Raw genomic sequence first — 15,840 nt, forward strand, 5'->3', positions numbered from 1 at the left:
GGGCCCGCCCGCGCCGTATGCGGAGGCCACGGACGCATCCCCCGGGTGTCAGTACCGTCATGTGGAACGGATATGACACCGGATTGAGGTGAGCGCTACCGTCGATCTGGTGCCGGGCCAGTACGCGTCTGGAGCCGCGCGCACGACGAGGAGGACGGCAGTGGGAGACCGAAGCGACAACCGCGTCGGCCTGCTCTACGGTTTCGGCGCCTACGGCCTGTGGGGAATCCTGCCGCTCTACTGGCACCTTCTCGAAGCCACTCCCCCTACCGAGGTCCTCGCCCACCGCATGGTGTGGTCCCTGCCGACGGCGCTGCTGCTGCTCGTCGCGCTGCGGCGCTGGTCGTGGATCCGCCCCCTGCTGCGGCAGCCGAAGAAGCTCGGGCTCGTCGTCCTCTGCGCCGCCGCCATCTCCCTCAACTGGGGGCTGTTCATCTGGTCGGTCAGCGTGGGGCGTGTGCTGGAGTCGTCCCTCGGCTACTTCATCAACCCCCTGATGTCCATCGCCTTCGGCGTGCTGCTGCTGCGCGAGCGGCTCCGTCCCGCCCAGTGGGCGGCGGTCGCGATCGGCGTGGTGGCGGTGGCCGTGCTCAGCATCGGTTACGGCCAGGTGCCGTGGCTCTCCATCGCCCTGGCGCTCTGCTTCGCGCTGTACGGGCTGTTCAAGAAGCGCCTCGAGATGGACGGCGTCGACAGCTTCAGCGCCGAGACCGCCGTGCAGTTCCTGCCCGCGTTCGGCTACCTCGTCTACCTCGCCGCCGCCGGCGAGGGGACGTTCACCGACGGCGGCACGGGACACATGCTGCTCCTGGCCGTCTCCGGCCTCGTCACGGCGGTCCCGCTGATCTTCTTCGGCAGCGCCGCCGTACGGCTGCCGCTCTCCACGATCGGGCTGCTCCAGTACGTGGCGCCCGCGCTGATGTTCGTCCTCGGTCTGCTCGTCTTCCACGAGGCGATGCCGCCGGAGCGCTGGGCGGGATTCGTCCTGGTGTGGGTCGCGCTGTGCGTGCTCACGTGGGACGCGCTGCGCACCAGGCACCAGGGCCGCGTCCGGCTCCGCGCCGCGGAGCGTGAGGCTGCGGAGCGCGGCGCCGCCCGGCGGGCGCAGGTCACGTCAGCCGGCGCGACGACCGAGGGCGCGACGACCGACGACGTGGCGGAGGACGGCGTGACTGCGGACGGAGCCTCCGGCGACGGGGCGAAGCCCGCCTCCGCGCCGTGCACTAAGCCGTGATGTCGCGCGTGGTGAAACGCGCCCACGCCGCGGAGCCGAACACCGCTGCGTAGAGCGCCTGCACCCCGGCGTTCCTGAGCAGCTCCTCCCAGTAGACGGGCGCGCGGAGCAGGTCGGCGAAGCTGAGCCAGTAGTGCGTGAAGAGGTACGGATGCACCGCGTGCAGCTGCGGCACGGTGTCGACGATCTGCACCGTCAGCAGCAGCCCGACCGTCGTGGCCATGGCGGCGATCCCGCTGTTCGTCAGGGTCGACACGAACAGTCCGAGCGCGGCCAGACCCGTCAGCGACAGAGCCACCGCGACTGCGATCGCCAGGGCGCGCAGCAGCCCGTCCGAGAAGGGGACCGTGGTACCCGACAGCAGGGTGACCTCGCCCACCGGGAAGAGCAGCACCCCCGTGCCGAGAGCGAAGACGGCCACGACGAGCGTGGCGGCCAGGCAGAAGACCATCGTCCCCGCGAACTTGACGAGGAGCAGCCGGGTGCGTCCCGCCGGGGCGACGAGCAGGTACCGCAGCGTCCCCGCACCGGCCTCGCCCGCGACGGAGTCCCCCGCGACGACGCCCACCGTCATCGGCAGGAAGAAGGGCAGGGTGACGGCCAGCGAGGTGAAGACGAGGAAGAGGCCGTTGTTGGTGATCTGCGAGATGAAGGCCGGCCCGCCTCCCCCGCCGCCTCCGTCGTCTGCCCCGCCGGTCTCGATCCTGACCGCGATGCCGACGAGGACGGGGACGGCGGCGAGGACGCCCAGCAGCGCGAGGGTCCGCCAGCGCCGGAACGTCATGAGGACCTCGCTGCGGAAGAGCGGCCAGACCCGGCGTGCGGAGGGGCGGCCGCCGGCCGCGGCCCCGGCACCCCCGGGGTTCGTGCCGTCCGCACCGGCGGCGAACCGGCCGTCCTGGCCCGCGAGTTCAGCCCGCGACATCGAAACCCTCCCCCGTGAGAGAGACGAAGACGTCCTCCAGCGACGCCCTGGTGACGCCGAAGGCCCGCACCCGCACCCCGGCCCGTACGAGCGCGGCGTTGAGGTCGGCGAGGTCCGGCGGCGGCCCGCCGGGCGGCTCACCCGGCCCGGGCAGCTCACCCGTGACGGTCTGCCCCTCCGGCGACTCCGCCGTGGCCAGGTCGCTCAGCCCGTGCCCCTTCAGCACGCGCATCGCGTCCGCACCGTCCGGTGTGGTGACGGAGAGCCTGCCGCGCGCCCCGGCTGACATCTCGGCGACGGTGCCCTGGGTGACGAGGCGTCCGCGGTTCATCACCGCCGTGTGCGAGCAGACCTGCTCGATCTCGTCGAGCAGGTGGGAGGAGAGGAAGACGGTGGTGCCGTCCTGCGCGAGCGCCCGCACCAGCGAGCGGATCTCCCGCATCCCCTGCGGATCGAGGCCGTTGGTCGGCTCGTCCAGCACCAGCAGCTCGCGCGGCTGCAGCAGCGCGGCGGCGATGCCGAGCCGCTGCTTCATCCCCAGCGAGTACGCCTTGGCCTTCTTGCCCGCCGCGGCCGAGAGCCCCACCCGCTCCAGCGCCGCCTCCACCCGTGCGTCACGCGTGCGGGGATCCGCGGTGGGGTCCGCGGCGTCGTAGCGGCGGAGGTTGCCGCGCCCGGAGAGGAATCCGTAGAGCGCCGGTCCCTCGATGAGCGCGCCCACCCGCGGTAGTACGCGCCCCGCCGCCCGCGGCATCGGTTCGCCGAGCAGCCGGGCGCTGCCGCCGGTGGCGTCGATGAGGCCCAGCAGCATCCGGATGGTGGTGGTCTTCCCCGAGCCGTTCGGGCCGAGGAAGCCGAAGACGCTGCCGCGCGGCACGGACAGGTCGAGCCCGTCGACGGCCGGCCGCCCTCCGCGGTAGGTCTTGCTGAGCCCGCGCGTCTCGATGACGGCTTCGGCGGACGGCTGGCGGCCCATGGTGCTCCCGTGCTCGGTCGTGGTTCCGCCCCGCGCACCGGTTCCCGCCGCGGGCGGCGGGAACCGGACCGGAGTTCAGGCTGCGGCGGCCGTCACCTGCCGGCTGCCTCGGCTGCCTTGATCAGGCCCTCCTTGCTGACCGCCCCGACGTAGACCGTCCCGTCCTCCGTCATCAGGGCGTTGACGAGACGGGTCTTGAAGACGCGGCCCTGGCCGAAGTCGCCCTCGGCCTTCTCGGTGAAGCTGTCGAGCATCTCCTCGGCCTGCGACGACTTCGAGCCGCCCTCCGGCTCTCCGCCGCCCATGCCGGGAAGCCCGCCCAAGGCCCCGTCGGGGGCCTTGAGTTCGGCGACCGCGCCCCAGCCCTTGCCGATGGTGTTCAGGCCGGACAGCTCGGGCCGGACGTCCTTGCCGGGCTTGCCGCCCTTCTCGGACGTCCCGTGGTGCCCGGACTTGCCGTGGTGCTCGCGCAGGGCCTTGCCGTCGAGCTTCTGCTCCGTGACGTCGGTGCCCTTCGGGGGCTTGAAGTCGAAGGTGCCGGCCGACGGCTTGCCGAAGTCGACCTTGGTGTAGACCGCCTCGACGACGGGCTTGCCGCCGCCCTTCGGGCTGAGCGTGAACTTCAGGGGCGTGCCGTTCTCGGCGTCCACCGCGATCCGTACGGAGTCGACCGTCGAGTGCGGGGCGCCCTTGGGCTTCACGACCAGCTGGTAGGCGTCGCGCCCAGCGACCTGGGCCGTGCCGTCGACGGAGACGGAAGCGGTGTCCTCCGTGGCCTTCAGCACCTCCCGGGCCGCCTCCTGCGGGGTGGCGTTCCCCAGGCCCTTGTGCAGCTTTCCGCCGTGTCCGCCGTCCTTCGAGACGGCGTCCTCGGGGGCGACGACGTGGAGGGCGGAGTCGCTGCCGCTGTCGTACGCCCACGCCTCGTTGCCGTTGTGGATCCAGCTGTACTCGGCGGCCTCCTCGACGACCGAGACGCGCTGCCTGTCGGGGCCGTCCGTGGCGACGCGGAGCGTGTGCTCCCCGGAGGCGAGCTCCATCAGCTTCTCCTGCGGCTGAGCGGTGGAGCCCTTGCCTCCGCCCTTCCCGTCGCCGCCGGGGCCGTCCCCGTGCGGGCCGCCGCCGAAGAGGCCGCCGCCCTGCTTGCCGCTGCCGGCGTCCATCCCGGGCATCCCGGGAAGTCCGAGATCCGCGCTCACCTTGACGGTGCCGGACATGTGCTCCGTGTCCGAGGCGGCCATCTTCTCCACCAGCTTCTGCGCCGAGATCTCGGGCAGGTCCGGGTTGCCGGAGCTGGCCAGCGCCGGTACGAGCCCGACGGTCGCCGCGGCGATGCCCACGACGGCGACCGGTATGCCGTACCTGACGGCTTTACCGCCGGGCGTCCTCGGTTGGATCTGTGCCATGTTGGTGCCTACCTCCGGGTCGGTGGCGGTTCAGTACCTCGCACTCGTCCTTCCCCAGCCGTCGGCGGGGAGGCCCCTCCCGCATCCTGCGGGGAGGCCCCTCCCGCATCCTGCGGGGAGGCCCCAGGCCTGCTCCGCCATTCTCCCCGATATTCCGGGGACGGCGCGGGGTGGTTCCTCAATGGCACCAAAACGGTGAGCTTCGCGCGTCAGCCGGTGGAGGCAACTGTGCGTACTCCCGCAGTTGGAGGCAGAGTCCTCCCGCCTCCCCCGCACGGCGGCCCGCCCTGGGTGACAACCCTGATACGCCGTCGCGCCGCACGGCCCGTCAGAAGGCGCGGTACAGGGCCCTCGGCGGGCGGGGCACACACGGCCCGTCAGGACGCCCGGACCGGTCAGGAGGCGCGGTGCACGACCGCGTCGCACAGCTCCGAAAGGGCCGCCTTGGCCGCGCAGTCGGGCAGCGGGCGCAGCGTCTCGCGTGCCTCGTCCGCGTAGCGCACGGTGTCGCGGCGGGCCTGCTCCAGCGCCGGGTGGGCCCGCAGCCCCGCCAGGGCCTCGGCGTGACGGGCGTCGTCGGTGAGGTCGCCGTCCAGCAGCTCGCACAGCGCGCGGTCCTCGGCGGTGCCCTCCGCGGAGGCGGCACGCCTCCGCAGGTGGAGCACCGGGAGCGTGGGGATGCCCTCGCGGAGGTCGGTGCCGGGGGTCTTGCCCGACTCGTGCGAGTCGCTGGCGATGTCCAGTACGTCGTCCGCGAGTTGGAAGGCGGTGCCGACGCGCTCGCCGTACTGCGTCAGGATGGAGACGGCGCTCTCGTCCGCGCCCGACATGAGCGCTCCGAAGCGGCCGGCGACGGCGATGAGCGAGCCGGTCTTGCCGGCGATGACGTCCAGGTAGTGCTGGACGGGGTCGCGGCCCTCACCGGGGCCGGCGGTCTCCATGATCTGTCCGGTCACGAGCCGCTCGAACGCCTCCGCCTGGATGCGGACGGCCTCGGGGCCGAGGTCGGCCAGGGTCTGGGAGGCGCGGGCGAAGAGGAAGTCCCCGGTCAGGACGGCCACGGAGTTCGTCCAGTTGACGTTCGCGCTGGGGACTCCGCGCCGCACGTCCGCCTCGTCCATCACGTCGTCGTGGTAGAGCGTCGCGAGGTGCGTCAGCTCCACGACGACCGCCGAAGGCACCACACCCGGTGCGTGCGGGTCGCCGAACTGTGCGCCGAGCATCACCAGGAGGGGCCGGAAACGCTTCCCGCCGGCCCTCACCAGGTGCTGCGCGGCGCCCGTTATGAACGGGACGTCGCTTTTGGTGGCCTCGAAGAGACCTTCTTCGACAGCCGCCAACCCTGCCTGGACATCGGCTTCGAGGGCCTGGTCCCGCACGGTCAGTCCGAAGGGCCCGACGACGGTCACGAGGGGTCTCCTGTCTGCGAACGACAAAGGGGCGGCCGGGGCGGACACCCGCTGTCTCAACTTCCCGGCATCGCCGCGACCAGTCGCCGGCGCTGCCTTCACCTGGAAGCGTATCCGGTCCTTGCCCGATCACCATGGGCGCCCGGTCGGCACCGCAGCAAGGGGTACCGCACCCCCGATTCCGGAGACGTCGCGCACACGAGCCCCAGATGGGAGCGCCCGCGCGCGTTCCCCGGCCCCGGGCCGGGGCGGGACAACACGGCCCCGGGCCGGGGCAGGACAGCACAGCCCCGGGCCGGGGCGGGACGGCACAGCCCCGCCCCCGGGGAGGGCGGCACCGTCCCGGGACGGGGAAGGGGCGGCACGCGGCGTCCGCGGCCCGTGCCCGTGCCCGTACGCTGAACTCGCCCTGGACCGGCGACGATCTCGAAGGCGAGGCATCCGTGACCGACGCGACTCCGCCCCCACAGCTACGCGTGGGAGGTACCCCCATCGATCTGCCCGAGGGGGACCCCTTCGGCCCGCACAACCTCCCCTACGGGGTGGGCGCCGCCCGTGAGGAACCGGACCGTCCGCACATCGTGGTGCGCTTCGGCGACTCCGTGCTGGACGCTGGCGCGGCCGCGGAGGCGTTCGGCTCGCCCCACGCGGCGCTGCTGCGGGAGACGCGGCTCAACTCGCTGATGGCGGCGGGCCGTCCGGTGTGGACGGACGTCCGGGCCCAGCTGCGCGAGTGGCTGACCGAGCCCCGGCACCGGGAGACGACGCTGCGGTTCCTGCGACCGCTGGACGCCATGACGATGCGGCTGCCGTTCGACGTCGCGGACTACGTGGACTTCTACGCGAGCGAGCACCACGCCACCAACGTCGGCCGGATCTTCCGGCCCGACGGGGCGGCTCTGACGCCCAACTGGAAGCACCTGCCCATCGGCTACCACGGCCGTGCCGGCACCGTCGTGGCCTCCGGCACCCCCGTCGTACGGCCCAAGGGCCAGCGCAAGCCTCCGAACGAGGAGGCGCCGCTCTTCGGGCCGTCCCGCAGGCTCGACATCGAGGCCGAGGTCGGCTTCGTCGTCGGCACGCCCTCCGAGCAGGGCACCGCCGTGCCGCTGTCCGGCTTCCGCGAGCACGTCTTCGGCGTGACGCTGCTCAACGACTGGTCGGCGCGCGACATCCAGGCGTGGGAGTACGTGCCGCTCGGGCCGTTCCTCGGCAAGTCCTTCGCGACGTCGGTCTCCGCGTGGATCACCCCGCTCGACGCCCTGGACGCGGCACGCACGGCTCCCCCCGCACGGGACGTACCGGTCCTGGAATACCTGGACGACGCGGCGGAGAGCGAGCCCGGCGGCATCGACCTGCGCATCACGGTGAGCGTCAACGGCCATACCGTCGCCGAGCCGCCGTTCTCCGCCATGTACTGGACGGCCGCGCAGCAGCTCGCCCACATGACGGTCAACGGCGCGTCCCTGCGTACGGGCGACCTGTACGCGTCGGGGACGGTCAGCGGTCCGGAACCGGGCCAGCGGGGCTGCCTGCTGGAGCTGACGTGGGGCGGCAAGGAGCCGCTGCAACTCCCGGACGGCAGCCGGGCGTTCCTGGAGGACGGCGACGAGGTGACGCTCTCCGCGTGGGCGCCCGGCCCGGACGGCAGCCGCATCGGAATGGGCGAGGTCAGCGGACGCGTGACGCCGCCGCGCTGACACCGGCGGGAGCGGGAGCGGCAGGTGTGCCGGGCCGGGCCGGCGGTCCGCCCGGCACGGCGCCTCCCCGGCCGGGGCGTGCGGGGCCCAGGTTCAGGGGCCGTCGGCGGGCGCTCCGGCGGCGCCGGCGCCCTCGGCCGCTCCGGGCACGTCCGTGCCCGGGCCCTCCGTCCCGTCGCGGACGGCGTCCAGCCGAGCCCGCACCCAGTTCTCGACATCGCTCACGTGGCGGCTCGCCGCCGCGAACGCCCCGAGACTGTCGCGGGCGCGGAGCGCCGTGTAGATGTCCATGTGCTGCTGATGCGTCCAGGCGAGCACGTCCGACTTGACCAGGGCCCGCCAGATGCGCGCCCTGGCCGTGCGGTTGCTGACGGAGGAGACCAGCGACTCCAGCGTGCGGTTGCCCGTCGACGCGACGATGTCGCGGTGGAACGCCAAGTCCTCTCGGACCAGTTCGCCCGGGTCCTGGAGCGTGCGCATCCTCTCGATCCGCTCCAGCAGCGCGTCCAGCGCGGCCTCGTCCATGCGGGTCGCCGCGAGCGCCGTGGCACCCGGCTCCAGGACCTTGCGGCACTCGAGCATCTCGTCCAGCGCGGTGTCCTGGGCCAGGTCCAGGAAGCTGCCGATCGCGCTCAGCAGCCGTTCGGGACGCAGGTCGGTGACGAAGGTGCCGTCGCCCCGCCGCACGTCCAGGACCCCGGCCATCGCCAGCGCCCGTACGGCCTCCCGGAGCGAGGGGCGGGAGAGCTCCAGCTCCCCGGCGAGCACGGCCTCCGGCGGAAGCCGGTGGCCCGGCGCGAACTCGCCCGTCTCGATGCGCCGCTTGAGACGGCTGATCGCCACGTCGACGACGCTCCCCGGGCCGCCTCCCGGCCCGGCGGCACTCATGTCCCCGCCCGATCGTGCACGGTGTGTCCCCTGTCTCCTCCGTCGGCGTCCCCCGGCATGCGCGACGTCAGGATGTCACCCGCTGCGCACCGCTCCACACGGAACCGTCCGGGTAGCGGTGGGCGTCGAGCGTCTCGCGGCGGATCTGTGCGCTGTAGCCGGGGGCCTCGGGAACCATGTAACGGGAGCCGCGCACCCGGACCGGGTCGTGGAAGTGCTCGTGCAGGTGGTCGACGTACTCGATCACCCGGTCCTCCATCGATCCGCTGACCGCCACGTAGTCGAAGATCGACAGGTGCTGCACCAGCTCGCACAGCCCCACGCCGCCCGCGTGCGGGCAGACGGGGACGCCGTGCGCCGCGGCCAGCAGCAGGGACGCCACCGCCTCGTTGACGCCGCCCAGTCGGCAGGCGTCGATCTGGCAGATGCCGATCGCGTCCGCCTGGAGGAACTGCTTGAACATCACGGCGTTGTGGGCGTGTTCGCCTGTGGCGACGTGGGTGGGCTTGATGCTGCGGGCGATGGCGGCGTGCCCGAGGACGTCGTCGGGGCTGGTGGGCTCCTCGAACCACCAGATGTCGAACTCCTTGAGCGCCTGCGCCCATTCGACCGCTTCGGCGACGCCGAGGGTCTGGTTCGCGTCGATCATCAGCCTGCGGCCGGGGCCGATGATCTCCCGTGCGATGCGGCAGCGGCGTACGTCGTCGGCGAGGTCGGCGCCCACCTTGAGCTTGACGGAGTCCCAGCCCTGCTCCACGGCCTCGCGGCACAGCCGGGCCAGCTTCTCGTCGTCGTAGCCGAGCCAGCCCGCGCTGGTGGTGTAGGCGGGGTATCCCTGTTCGCGGACGTGCGCCTCCCGCTCGGCACGGCCCGGCACGCGGGCCTCCAGCATCTCCAGGGCGGCCTCCGGGGTGAGGGCGTCCTTGAGGTAGCGCCAGTCGACGAGGTCGACGATCTGCTGCGGCGTGAAGTCGGAGAGGAGCTTCCACACCGGTTTGCCCGCGAGCTTGGCGGCGAGGTCCCAGCCGGCGTTGACGACGGCGGCGGTGCCCAGGTGGATCGCCCCCTTGTCGGGGCCCAGCCAGCGCAGCTGGCTGTCGCCGAGCAGGTGCCGGGAGAACCCGCCGAGATCGGCGGCGATCTCCTCGACGGAGAGCCCCACGGCCCGCTCGCCGACGGCCTGGGCGGCGCGGGCCGCCAGGTCGTTGCCGCGTCCGATCGTGAAGGTGAACCCGTGGCCCTCCGCGACGGCGGGCCGGCCTCCGCCCTCCTCCTCGACGTGCAGCACGACGTACGCGGCGGAGTAGTCCGGCGCCTCGTTCATCGCGTCGGAGCCGTCGAGGGCGCGGGACGTGGGGAAGCGGACGTCGATCGTCTCGACGCCGGCGATACGGGCGGTCATCGGCACTCACTCCTGTTGCGTGCGTGAAGGCTGAGGGACACGGCCGCGGCATGCCCGGGAGGGCCTCACCCGGCCGCGGAGCCGCGGTGGGCGTGCGGCCTCAGACTCGCGAACTCAGGCCAAGATGTCAGATGTCTGCCGTCATCGCCAGAGCGATACCCGAAGGTCCGGTGATCAACACACAGGTAGATCGTTGATTCACCACCTCTTGTCAGCACTTCCCACGGAGGTTACGTTCCAGCGGTCAGACGTCTTCAGGCCGTCTCTCCTCGTCCACAGCGGCAGGCACGTGCAGACGGAGATGAGCAAGAGAGGAGCAGGCGAATGACACGCATCATCCGCTTCGCCGACGAGAGCGGGACCGTACGCACGGGCGTCGCCGACGGATCGGGAGCCGTGCGCCCCTTCGACGGCGTCTCACGCGTCGCCGATCTGCTGCGGCTGCCCACCGCCGAGCTGCGCGCCCTCGTGGAGCGGACCTGCGAGGCTCCGGCGGTCTTCACCGAGTCCTCGGTGCTGCTCCTGCCGCCGCTGGACGGGCTGATGGAGCTGTGGGCGGCCGGCGTCACCTACGAGCGGTCACGGGAGGCGAGGGTCGCCGAGAGCACCGAGCAGTCCGTGTACGAGCGGGTCTACGAGGCCGAACGCCCCGAACTGTTCTACAAGGCCCCGCCGTGGCGCGTGGTGACGGACGGCGAGCCGATAGCCGTACGGGACGACTCCGAGCTGAACGTGCCCGAACCCGAGCTCGGCCTCGTCGTCAACAGGCAGGGCGACACGGTCGGTTACGTCGTCGCCGACGACGTCAGCTCGCGCACCATCGAGGGCGAGAACCCGCTCTACCTCCCGCAGGCCAAGATCTACGGCGGAAGCGCGTCGGTCTCCCCCGGCATCGTGCCGGCCTGGGAACTGCCGGACACGGCGGACCTCCGCATCCGCCTCGTCGTACGGCGGGACGGCTCCGTCGCCTTCGAGGGCGAGACCTCGACGGCCGCCTTCCACCGGGACCCGCACGGCCTGCCCGCCTACCTCTGGCACGCCCAGCCGTTCCCCGACGGGGCGGTGCTGTGCACCGGCACGGGCATCGTCCCCGAGATGGACTTCACGCTGCGGGGCGGCGACACGGTGGAGATCACCATCGACGGCGTGGGCACGCTGAGCAACCCCGTGCTGGGCGACCAGGCGCAGCTGGACTGGCTGGTCGACGCCGTCGACGAGCCGCTGATCCGGCGCCGCGAGCGGCGCGGTCACGCGGCTTCCTGAACCGCCTCCGGAGCCGCGGTGCGGCCGGGGCGTCACAGGTACAACTGCACGCCGCAATCCGCGCAGCAGATCTTGCCGTCGCGCTTCTTGATCGCGGGGTGTGCGCACCTGACGGGCTTCGGACTGCGCGTCGGGGCGTCGTCACGTTCCGGCTTCGGAGCGGGGGTCACCGCTTCCACCTCCATGGTGATCGCGACGCCGACTCGTGGCTGAGCCCAGAAGCGTGACGTGGTCGGGGTCGGTGGTCCACTCAAGGCCACCGCCCTCGGGCCGCAGGAACGCCAGGCGCCGACGCCGGCGGGGATGGCCGGCGAGGTCCTCGTACTCCCCGACGTGCATCAACTCGCCCACCTCGCCCGTCACTTCGTCGCGGACGAGCCGGCCGTGCCCCTCGGCTGCCACTCCCTCAGGGTCGAAACTCACCGGCCCGCACCCTTCTCGATCACTGCCGCGAGGTCACGTGCCACCGGCGCCGAGCACTCGCCGAGGTTCACGAACGCGTACGTCGCCCTGCCCGCGCCCAGAGGCACCCGGACGTCCGTGGCCGGAAGCTGGACGCCCGCACGCCGCAAGGCCGCCACAAGCGCCTCCCGCGCCTCCTCGGCTTCCTTGATCTTCCTCGAATCCGCCTGCTGCCCCGTCGTCATGCTGCCTACTCCTTCGTCCGCCTGCCGGCCCCGGCAGGAATCCATTACGTTGCGTAGTCACAGCATTGCCCTGCATGACGGGCGATGAGTAGGGGTTCATGTCCCCAGCCGCTTTTGGGGAGACGGGAGTTGCACAGTGGCCGCACGTCCTCGGGAGCTGACCCCCGACCGGAGCGCCCGCCATCTGTTCGGCGCGAAGATGCGCGCGCACCGAGAGCGCGCCGACACGAGTCTCGAGGGTCTGTCGGACATCGTGAACGTCAGCCGCAGCCACCTGGCCCGCATCGAGACAGCCGAAGCGATGCCGCCCCCGTCACTCCCGGCGAGGCTGGACGCGGCCTTCGGGACGGACGGGATCTTCGAGGAGCTGTACCGGCTCGCCAGCCGGGAGATCCACCCCGACCAGTTCAGGCGTCAGATGGAGCTGGAGGCACGAGCCAGGCTCATCGAGGAGTACAGCCCTCAGATCGTGCCTGGCCTGGTGCAGACGGAGGACTACGCCCGCGCCCAGTTCGTCGTGTCCAGCCCCAAGGCGGCGACGGACGCGATCGAGGATTTGGTCACGGCCCGCATGAGCCGGCAGGCGCTGCTGAAGGCCGATCCGCCGCCCGACCTCTCCCTGATCATCGATGAGGCAGTGCTCCGGCGAGGCTTCGGCGGACCGGCAGTCATGCGCGCCCAGTTGGCGCGTCTCGCAGAGCTGGCCCTCACGCCGACGACCGTGGTGCAGGTTCTCCCCTTCGACCGAGGGGGACATGCCTTGGTGGGTGGCACGCTGAGGCTAATGACCTTGGAAGACGGTGCGCGGGTGGCCTACGAGGAGAGCATCAGCACCGGAACGCTGCTGGAGGATATTGGGATCGTGGCGGAACGGCAGCGGGCATACGATCTGCTGAGGGCTTGCGCCCTGTCGCCGGGCGACTCGGCGGCACTCATCCGGTCCGCAATGGAGGAGCTTCCGACATGAGCACCAACCCCGACCTCTCCCGGGCGGAGTGGGTCAAGTCGAGCTACAGCGGCAATGGGGGCGCCAACTGTGTTGAGTGGGCACCGGCTTACGTCAACGCAGGCGCCGTACCCGTGCGCGACAGCAAGGACCCGGACCTTCAGGCACTCACCTTCGAGCCGTCTGCCTGGTCGTCGTTCATCACGGCTGTCCAGCGGGACGAGTTGCGCGGCCTCTGACCCCGTCCCGACTCCGTGATGCCCCGCCACTCCCAGCGAGCGAGCAGCGGGGCATCACTCGTGTCACCACGCGCCCCGGGTCACTCCTGCGGGATCAGCTTCGCCACGTCCCCCGGGTTCTCGGGCAGCTTCGCCGGAGCGTCGGCGACCCTCTTGTAGACGTCCGTGGCGCCGCCGTTCCAACTGACCTTCATGCTCTCGGACTTGAGCGCGCCCACCGTTCCGTTCGTACGGTCCTCCCCGGTCCCGCCGGGGCACTTGAGCGTCAGCGTCGTCTTGTCCACGACCCGGCCCGTGCAGTTGGACTCCGGCCGCAGCAGGGTCACGGCGTCCCCAGCGATGGTCAGCACGAACTGCTTCCCCTTCGCCTTCCAGATGCCGGCGACCTTCGGCGGCTTCGCGTCCTTCCCGCCTGACGGCGGCTTCGGCTTCTGGGACTTCTCAGCCGTCGCGGTGGCCTCAGGGTCCGCCTCCGGCGACGAGACCGAGGCGTCGCTCTTGCCGCCGTCGCCGCCGTCGTCGGCCCCCTTCTTCTCGCTGCTTCCGCAGCCGCTCACCAGCAGCGCCGCGGCCGCGATAGCGGCCACCGCCCCCGTCGTCCGCGCCGACCTGCGCACGTGTCGTCTCCCTCGACTCCCGCCCCGCCGAGTTGCAGGGGCATGTCAAATTAGCAGCAGCCGGGCGCCTCCTGACGGAATCACTCACGACCGCGAGGGCCGGGCGCGGCAGACGTACACGCCGGCTCACCCTCCCCGGCCGGGCTGGACGTACCTCCACCAGCCAGTACGCGGAAGCGGCGGCCACCACCAGCAGGCAGGCCAGCAAGTCCCAGCGGGGGTACGGCGCCACGCTCCGCACCAGCAGGCAGGCGGCGAAGGCGAGCACGCCCAGCCATGCCAGCGCCGTGGCGGCCCGCAGCGTCACGTCGCGTCGGATCACCCGAAGTCGTCCCTCCTCGGGGCACGTCGTTTGGATCTTCGCGCGCTCGCGACGACGCAGCCAAGCCCTTCCGCGCGCTCGCGCAGCGCGCCCGGTCCCCCCTGCCGAAGTCGCCCCCGCCGTCCCCCGCCGCGCCCGCCCGGGCCGGACGCGCTGCTGCCCGGCGCCCCCTCGCGGGGGCGCCGGGCAGCGGCGACTCGGTACGCCTGGAAGGCGGCGTCAGCGGACGAAGACGCCCGCCTGGCTCGCCAGGTCCAGGAAGTACTGCGGGAAGACGCCCAGTACGAGCGTCACGACGACGCCGATGGCGATGGCGGACGTCGTCCACACGCTCGGCACGGCGACCGTCGGCCCGTCCGCCTTCGGCTCGCTGAAGAACATCAGCACCATGACGCGGATGTAGAAGAACGCCGCGATGGCCGAGGCGATCACACCGACGACGACGAGCGGGGTGGCCCCGCCCTCCGCCGCCGCCGCGAAGACGGCGAACTTGCCGATGAACCCGGACGTCGCCGGGATGCCCGCGAACGCCAGCAGGAAGACCGAGAAAGCGGTCGCCAGCAGCGGCGAACGGCGGCCCAGGCCCGCCCACTTGGACAGGTGCGTGGCCTCGCCGCCCGCGTCCCGTACGAGCGTGATCACCGCGAAGGCGCCCAGCGTCACGAACGAGTAGGCGCCCAGGTAGAAGAGCACCGAGGAGACGCCCCTCCCCTCCGTCGCGATGACACCCGCGAGCAGGAAGCCCGCGTGAGCGATGGACGAGTACGCCAGCAGCCGCTTGACGTCGGTCTGCGTGATGGCGATGACGGCGCCCGCGATCATCGTGACGATCGCGACGCCCCACATCACGGGGCGCCAGTCCCAGCGCAGCCCCTCGAGCGCCACGTACAGCAGACGCAGCAGCGCGCCGAAAGCGGCGACCTTCGTCGCGGCGGCCATGAAGCCGGTGACGGGGGTCGGCGCGCCCTGGTAGACGTCCGGCGTCCACATGTGGAACGGCACGGCGCCGACCTTGAAGAGCAGGCCCATCACGACCAAGGCCCCGCCGATGAGCAGCAGCGCGTCGCTGCCCGCGGTCTCGGCGAGGACCGCGGTGGTCTGCCGGTCGGCGTTGCCGATGACGCGGGCGATGCCGGAGTAGGCGAAGGTGCCCGCGTAGCCGTAGATCAGCGCCGCGCCGAACAGCAGGAACGCGGACGAGAAGGCCCCCAGCAGGAAGTACTTGACGGCCGACTCCTGCGAAAGCAGACGCCGCCTGCGGGCGAGCGCGCACAGCAGGTACAGCGGGAGGGAGAAGACCTCCAGCGCGATGAAGAGCGTCAGCAGGTCGTTCGCCGCAGGGAAGAGGAGCATGCCGCCCACTGCGAAGAGCAGCAGGGGGTAGACCTCGGTCGTCGTCCAGCCGGCCGCGTTCGCCTCGCGCTCGCCCTCACCGCCGGGAACGGCCGCGGGCTGTGCGGCGAAGGAGTCGACGTGGGCCGTCTGCGACTTGGGTTCGAGCCTGCGCTCGGCGAAGACGAAGACCGACACCAGGCCGACCAGCAGGATGGTGCCCTGCAGGAAGAGCGTCGGCCCGTCGACGGCGAGCGCTCCCATGCCCACGACGGCGCGCTTCGTCGTGGCGTGCCCCGTGACGGCCAGGCCCAGGACCGCCGCGAAGGCGCTCACCAAGCCCAGTGCGGTGACGACCAGTTGGGCGCCGTAGCGCACCCTGCGCGGCAGGAACGCCTCCAGCAGGATCCCCAGCACGGCGACGCCGAGCACGATGATGACCGGCGAGAGCTGGCCGTACTCGATCTTGGGGGCTTCGAGCGGCTCCGCCGCAAGTGTCCACAGGCTGGGGACAGTCCCCGCTGTTGCCACGGC

General features: G+C 72.0%; 15 protein-coding genes. 5 read left to right on the forward strand and 10 right to left on the reverse strand.

Annotation, left to right across the window (positions count from 1 at the left end; all coding sequences use genetic code 11):
* Positions 1–160: 160 nt before the first annotated feature.
* Complete coding sequence (rarD, locus tag IEY56_RS26030; RefSeq protein ID WP_189039722.1) at positions 161–1,234, forward strand: EamA family transporter RarD; 1,074 nt, start codon at positions 161–163, stop codon at positions 1,232–1,234.
* Here the strand turns inward: rarD and IEY56_RS26035 are convergent.
* The 4 genes from IEY56_RS26035 to IEY56_RS26050 form a co-directional block, all read right to left on the reverse strand.
* Entirely contained in the window at positions 1,224–2,159 is a 936-nt protein-coding gene (locus IEY56_RS26035; RefSeq protein ID WP_189039723.1) for an ABC transporter permease, read from the reverse strand. The genes rarD and IEY56_RS26035 overlap by 11 nt on opposite strands.
* Positions 2,146–3,135: an ABC transporter ATP-binding protein gene (locus tag IEY56_RS26040; protein WP_189039724.1), complete on the reverse strand. Its 990-nt coding sequence runs from the start codon at positions 3,133–3,135 to the stop codon at positions 2,146–2,148. Before IEY56_RS26040 ends, IEY56_RS26035 begins: the two co-directional genes overlap by 14 nt.
* Before the next feature lie 92 nt (positions 3,136–3,227).
* Entirely contained in the window at positions 3,228–4,541 is a 1,314-nt protein-coding gene (locus tag IEY56_RS26045) for a LolA family protein (RefSeq protein WP_189039725.1), read from the reverse strand.
* Positions 4,542–4,936: 395 nt separating this feature from the next.
* On the reverse strand, positions 4,937–5,950 hold the full coding sequence (locus IEY56_RS26050; protein WP_189039726.1) for a polyprenyl synthetase family protein: 1,014 nt from the start codon (positions 5,948–5,950) through the stop codon (positions 4,937–4,939).
* A 443-nt stretch (positions 5,951–6,393) separates the two neighbouring features.
* On the opposite strand from IEY56_RS26050, the gene fahA reads away from it, so the two are divergent.
* On the forward strand, positions 6,394–7,650 hold the full coding sequence (gene fahA / locus IEY56_RS26055; RefSeq protein WP_229712214.1) for a fumarylacetoacetase: 1,257 nt from the start codon (positions 6,394–6,396) through the stop codon (positions 7,648–7,650).
* Between the two features lie 93 nt (positions 7,651–7,743).
* Here the strand turns inward: fahA and IEY56_RS26060 are convergent, their stop codons facing one another.
* Together IEY56_RS26060 and IEY56_RS26065 are read right to left on the reverse strand one after the other, a co-directional pair.
* On the reverse strand, positions 7,744–8,493 hold the full coding sequence (locus tag IEY56_RS26060) for a FadR/GntR family transcriptional regulator (RefSeq protein WP_229712215.1): 750 nt from the start codon (positions 8,491–8,493) through the stop codon (positions 7,744–7,746).
* A 112-nt stretch (positions 8,494–8,605) separates the two neighbouring features.
* On the reverse strand, positions 8,606–9,940 hold the full coding sequence (locus IEY56_RS26065) for an enolase C-terminal domain-like protein (RefSeq protein ID WP_189039728.1): 1,335 nt from the start codon (positions 9,938–9,940) through the stop codon (positions 8,606–8,608).
* A gap of 324 nt (positions 9,941–10,264) precedes the next feature.
* Between IEY56_RS26065 and IEY56_RS26070 the strand changes: the two genes are divergently transcribed.
* Complete coding sequence (locus IEY56_RS26070) at positions 10,265–11,203, forward strand: fumarylacetoacetate hydrolase family protein (protein WP_189039729.1); 939 nt, start codon at positions 10,265–10,267, stop codon at positions 11,201–11,203.
* Between the two features lie 141 nt (positions 11,204–11,344).
* Here the strand turns inward: IEY56_RS26070 and IEY56_RS26075 are convergent, their stop codons facing one another.
* Both IEY56_RS26075 and IEY56_RS26080 read right to left on the reverse strand, forming a co-directional pair.
* Positions 11,345–11,626 (reverse strand): hypothetical protein, encoded by a 282-nt coding sequence (locus tag IEY56_RS26075; RefSeq protein WP_189039730.1) that lies wholly within the window; start codon positions 11,624–11,626, stop codon positions 11,345–11,347.
* A complete protein-coding gene (locus tag IEY56_RS26080; RefSeq protein WP_189039731.1) occupies positions 11,623–11,850 on the reverse strand; it encodes a hypothetical protein in 228 nt (75 codons plus the stop codon). Before IEY56_RS26080 ends, IEY56_RS26075 begins: the two co-directional genes overlap by 4 nt.
* A 136-nt stretch (positions 11,851–11,986) precedes the next feature.
* Here IEY56_RS26080 and IEY56_RS26085 point away from each other — a divergent pair, with 136 nt between their 5' ends.
* Both IEY56_RS26085 and IEY56_RS26090 read left to right on the forward strand, forming a co-directional pair.
* On the forward strand, positions 11,987–12,817 hold the full coding sequence (locus tag IEY56_RS26085) for a helix-turn-helix domain-containing protein (RefSeq protein ID WP_189039732.1): 831 nt from the start codon (positions 11,987–11,989) through the stop codon (positions 12,815–12,817).
* Positions 12,814–13,035, forward strand: a complete 222-nt coding sequence (locus IEY56_RS26090; protein WP_189039733.1) for a DUF397 domain-containing protein — start codon at positions 12,814–12,816, stop codon at positions 13,033–13,035. Before IEY56_RS26085 ends, IEY56_RS26090 begins: the two co-directional genes overlap by 4 nt.
* An 80-nt stretch (positions 13,036–13,115) precedes the next feature.
* Here the strand turns inward: IEY56_RS26090 and IEY56_RS26095 are convergent, their stop codons facing one another.
* A complete protein-coding gene (locus IEY56_RS26095) occupies positions 13,116–13,652 on the reverse strand; it encodes a hypothetical protein (RefSeq protein ID WP_189039734.1) in 537 nt (178 codons plus the stop codon).
* 541 nt (positions 13,653–14,193) lie between these two features.
* Positions 14,194–15,837: an NADH-quinone oxidoreductase subunit NuoN gene (gene nuoN / locus IEY56_RS26100; RefSeq protein ID WP_189039767.1), complete on the reverse strand. Its 1,644-nt coding sequence runs from the start codon at positions 15,835–15,837 to the stop codon at positions 14,194–14,196.
* Between the last annotated feature and the right edge of the window lie 3 nt (positions 15,838–15,840).

This window comes from Streptomyces daqingensis (genome assembly GCF_014645895.1).
Lineage (GTDB): Bacteria > Actinomycetota > Actinomycetes > Streptomycetales > Streptomycetaceae > Streptomyces > Streptomyces daqingensis.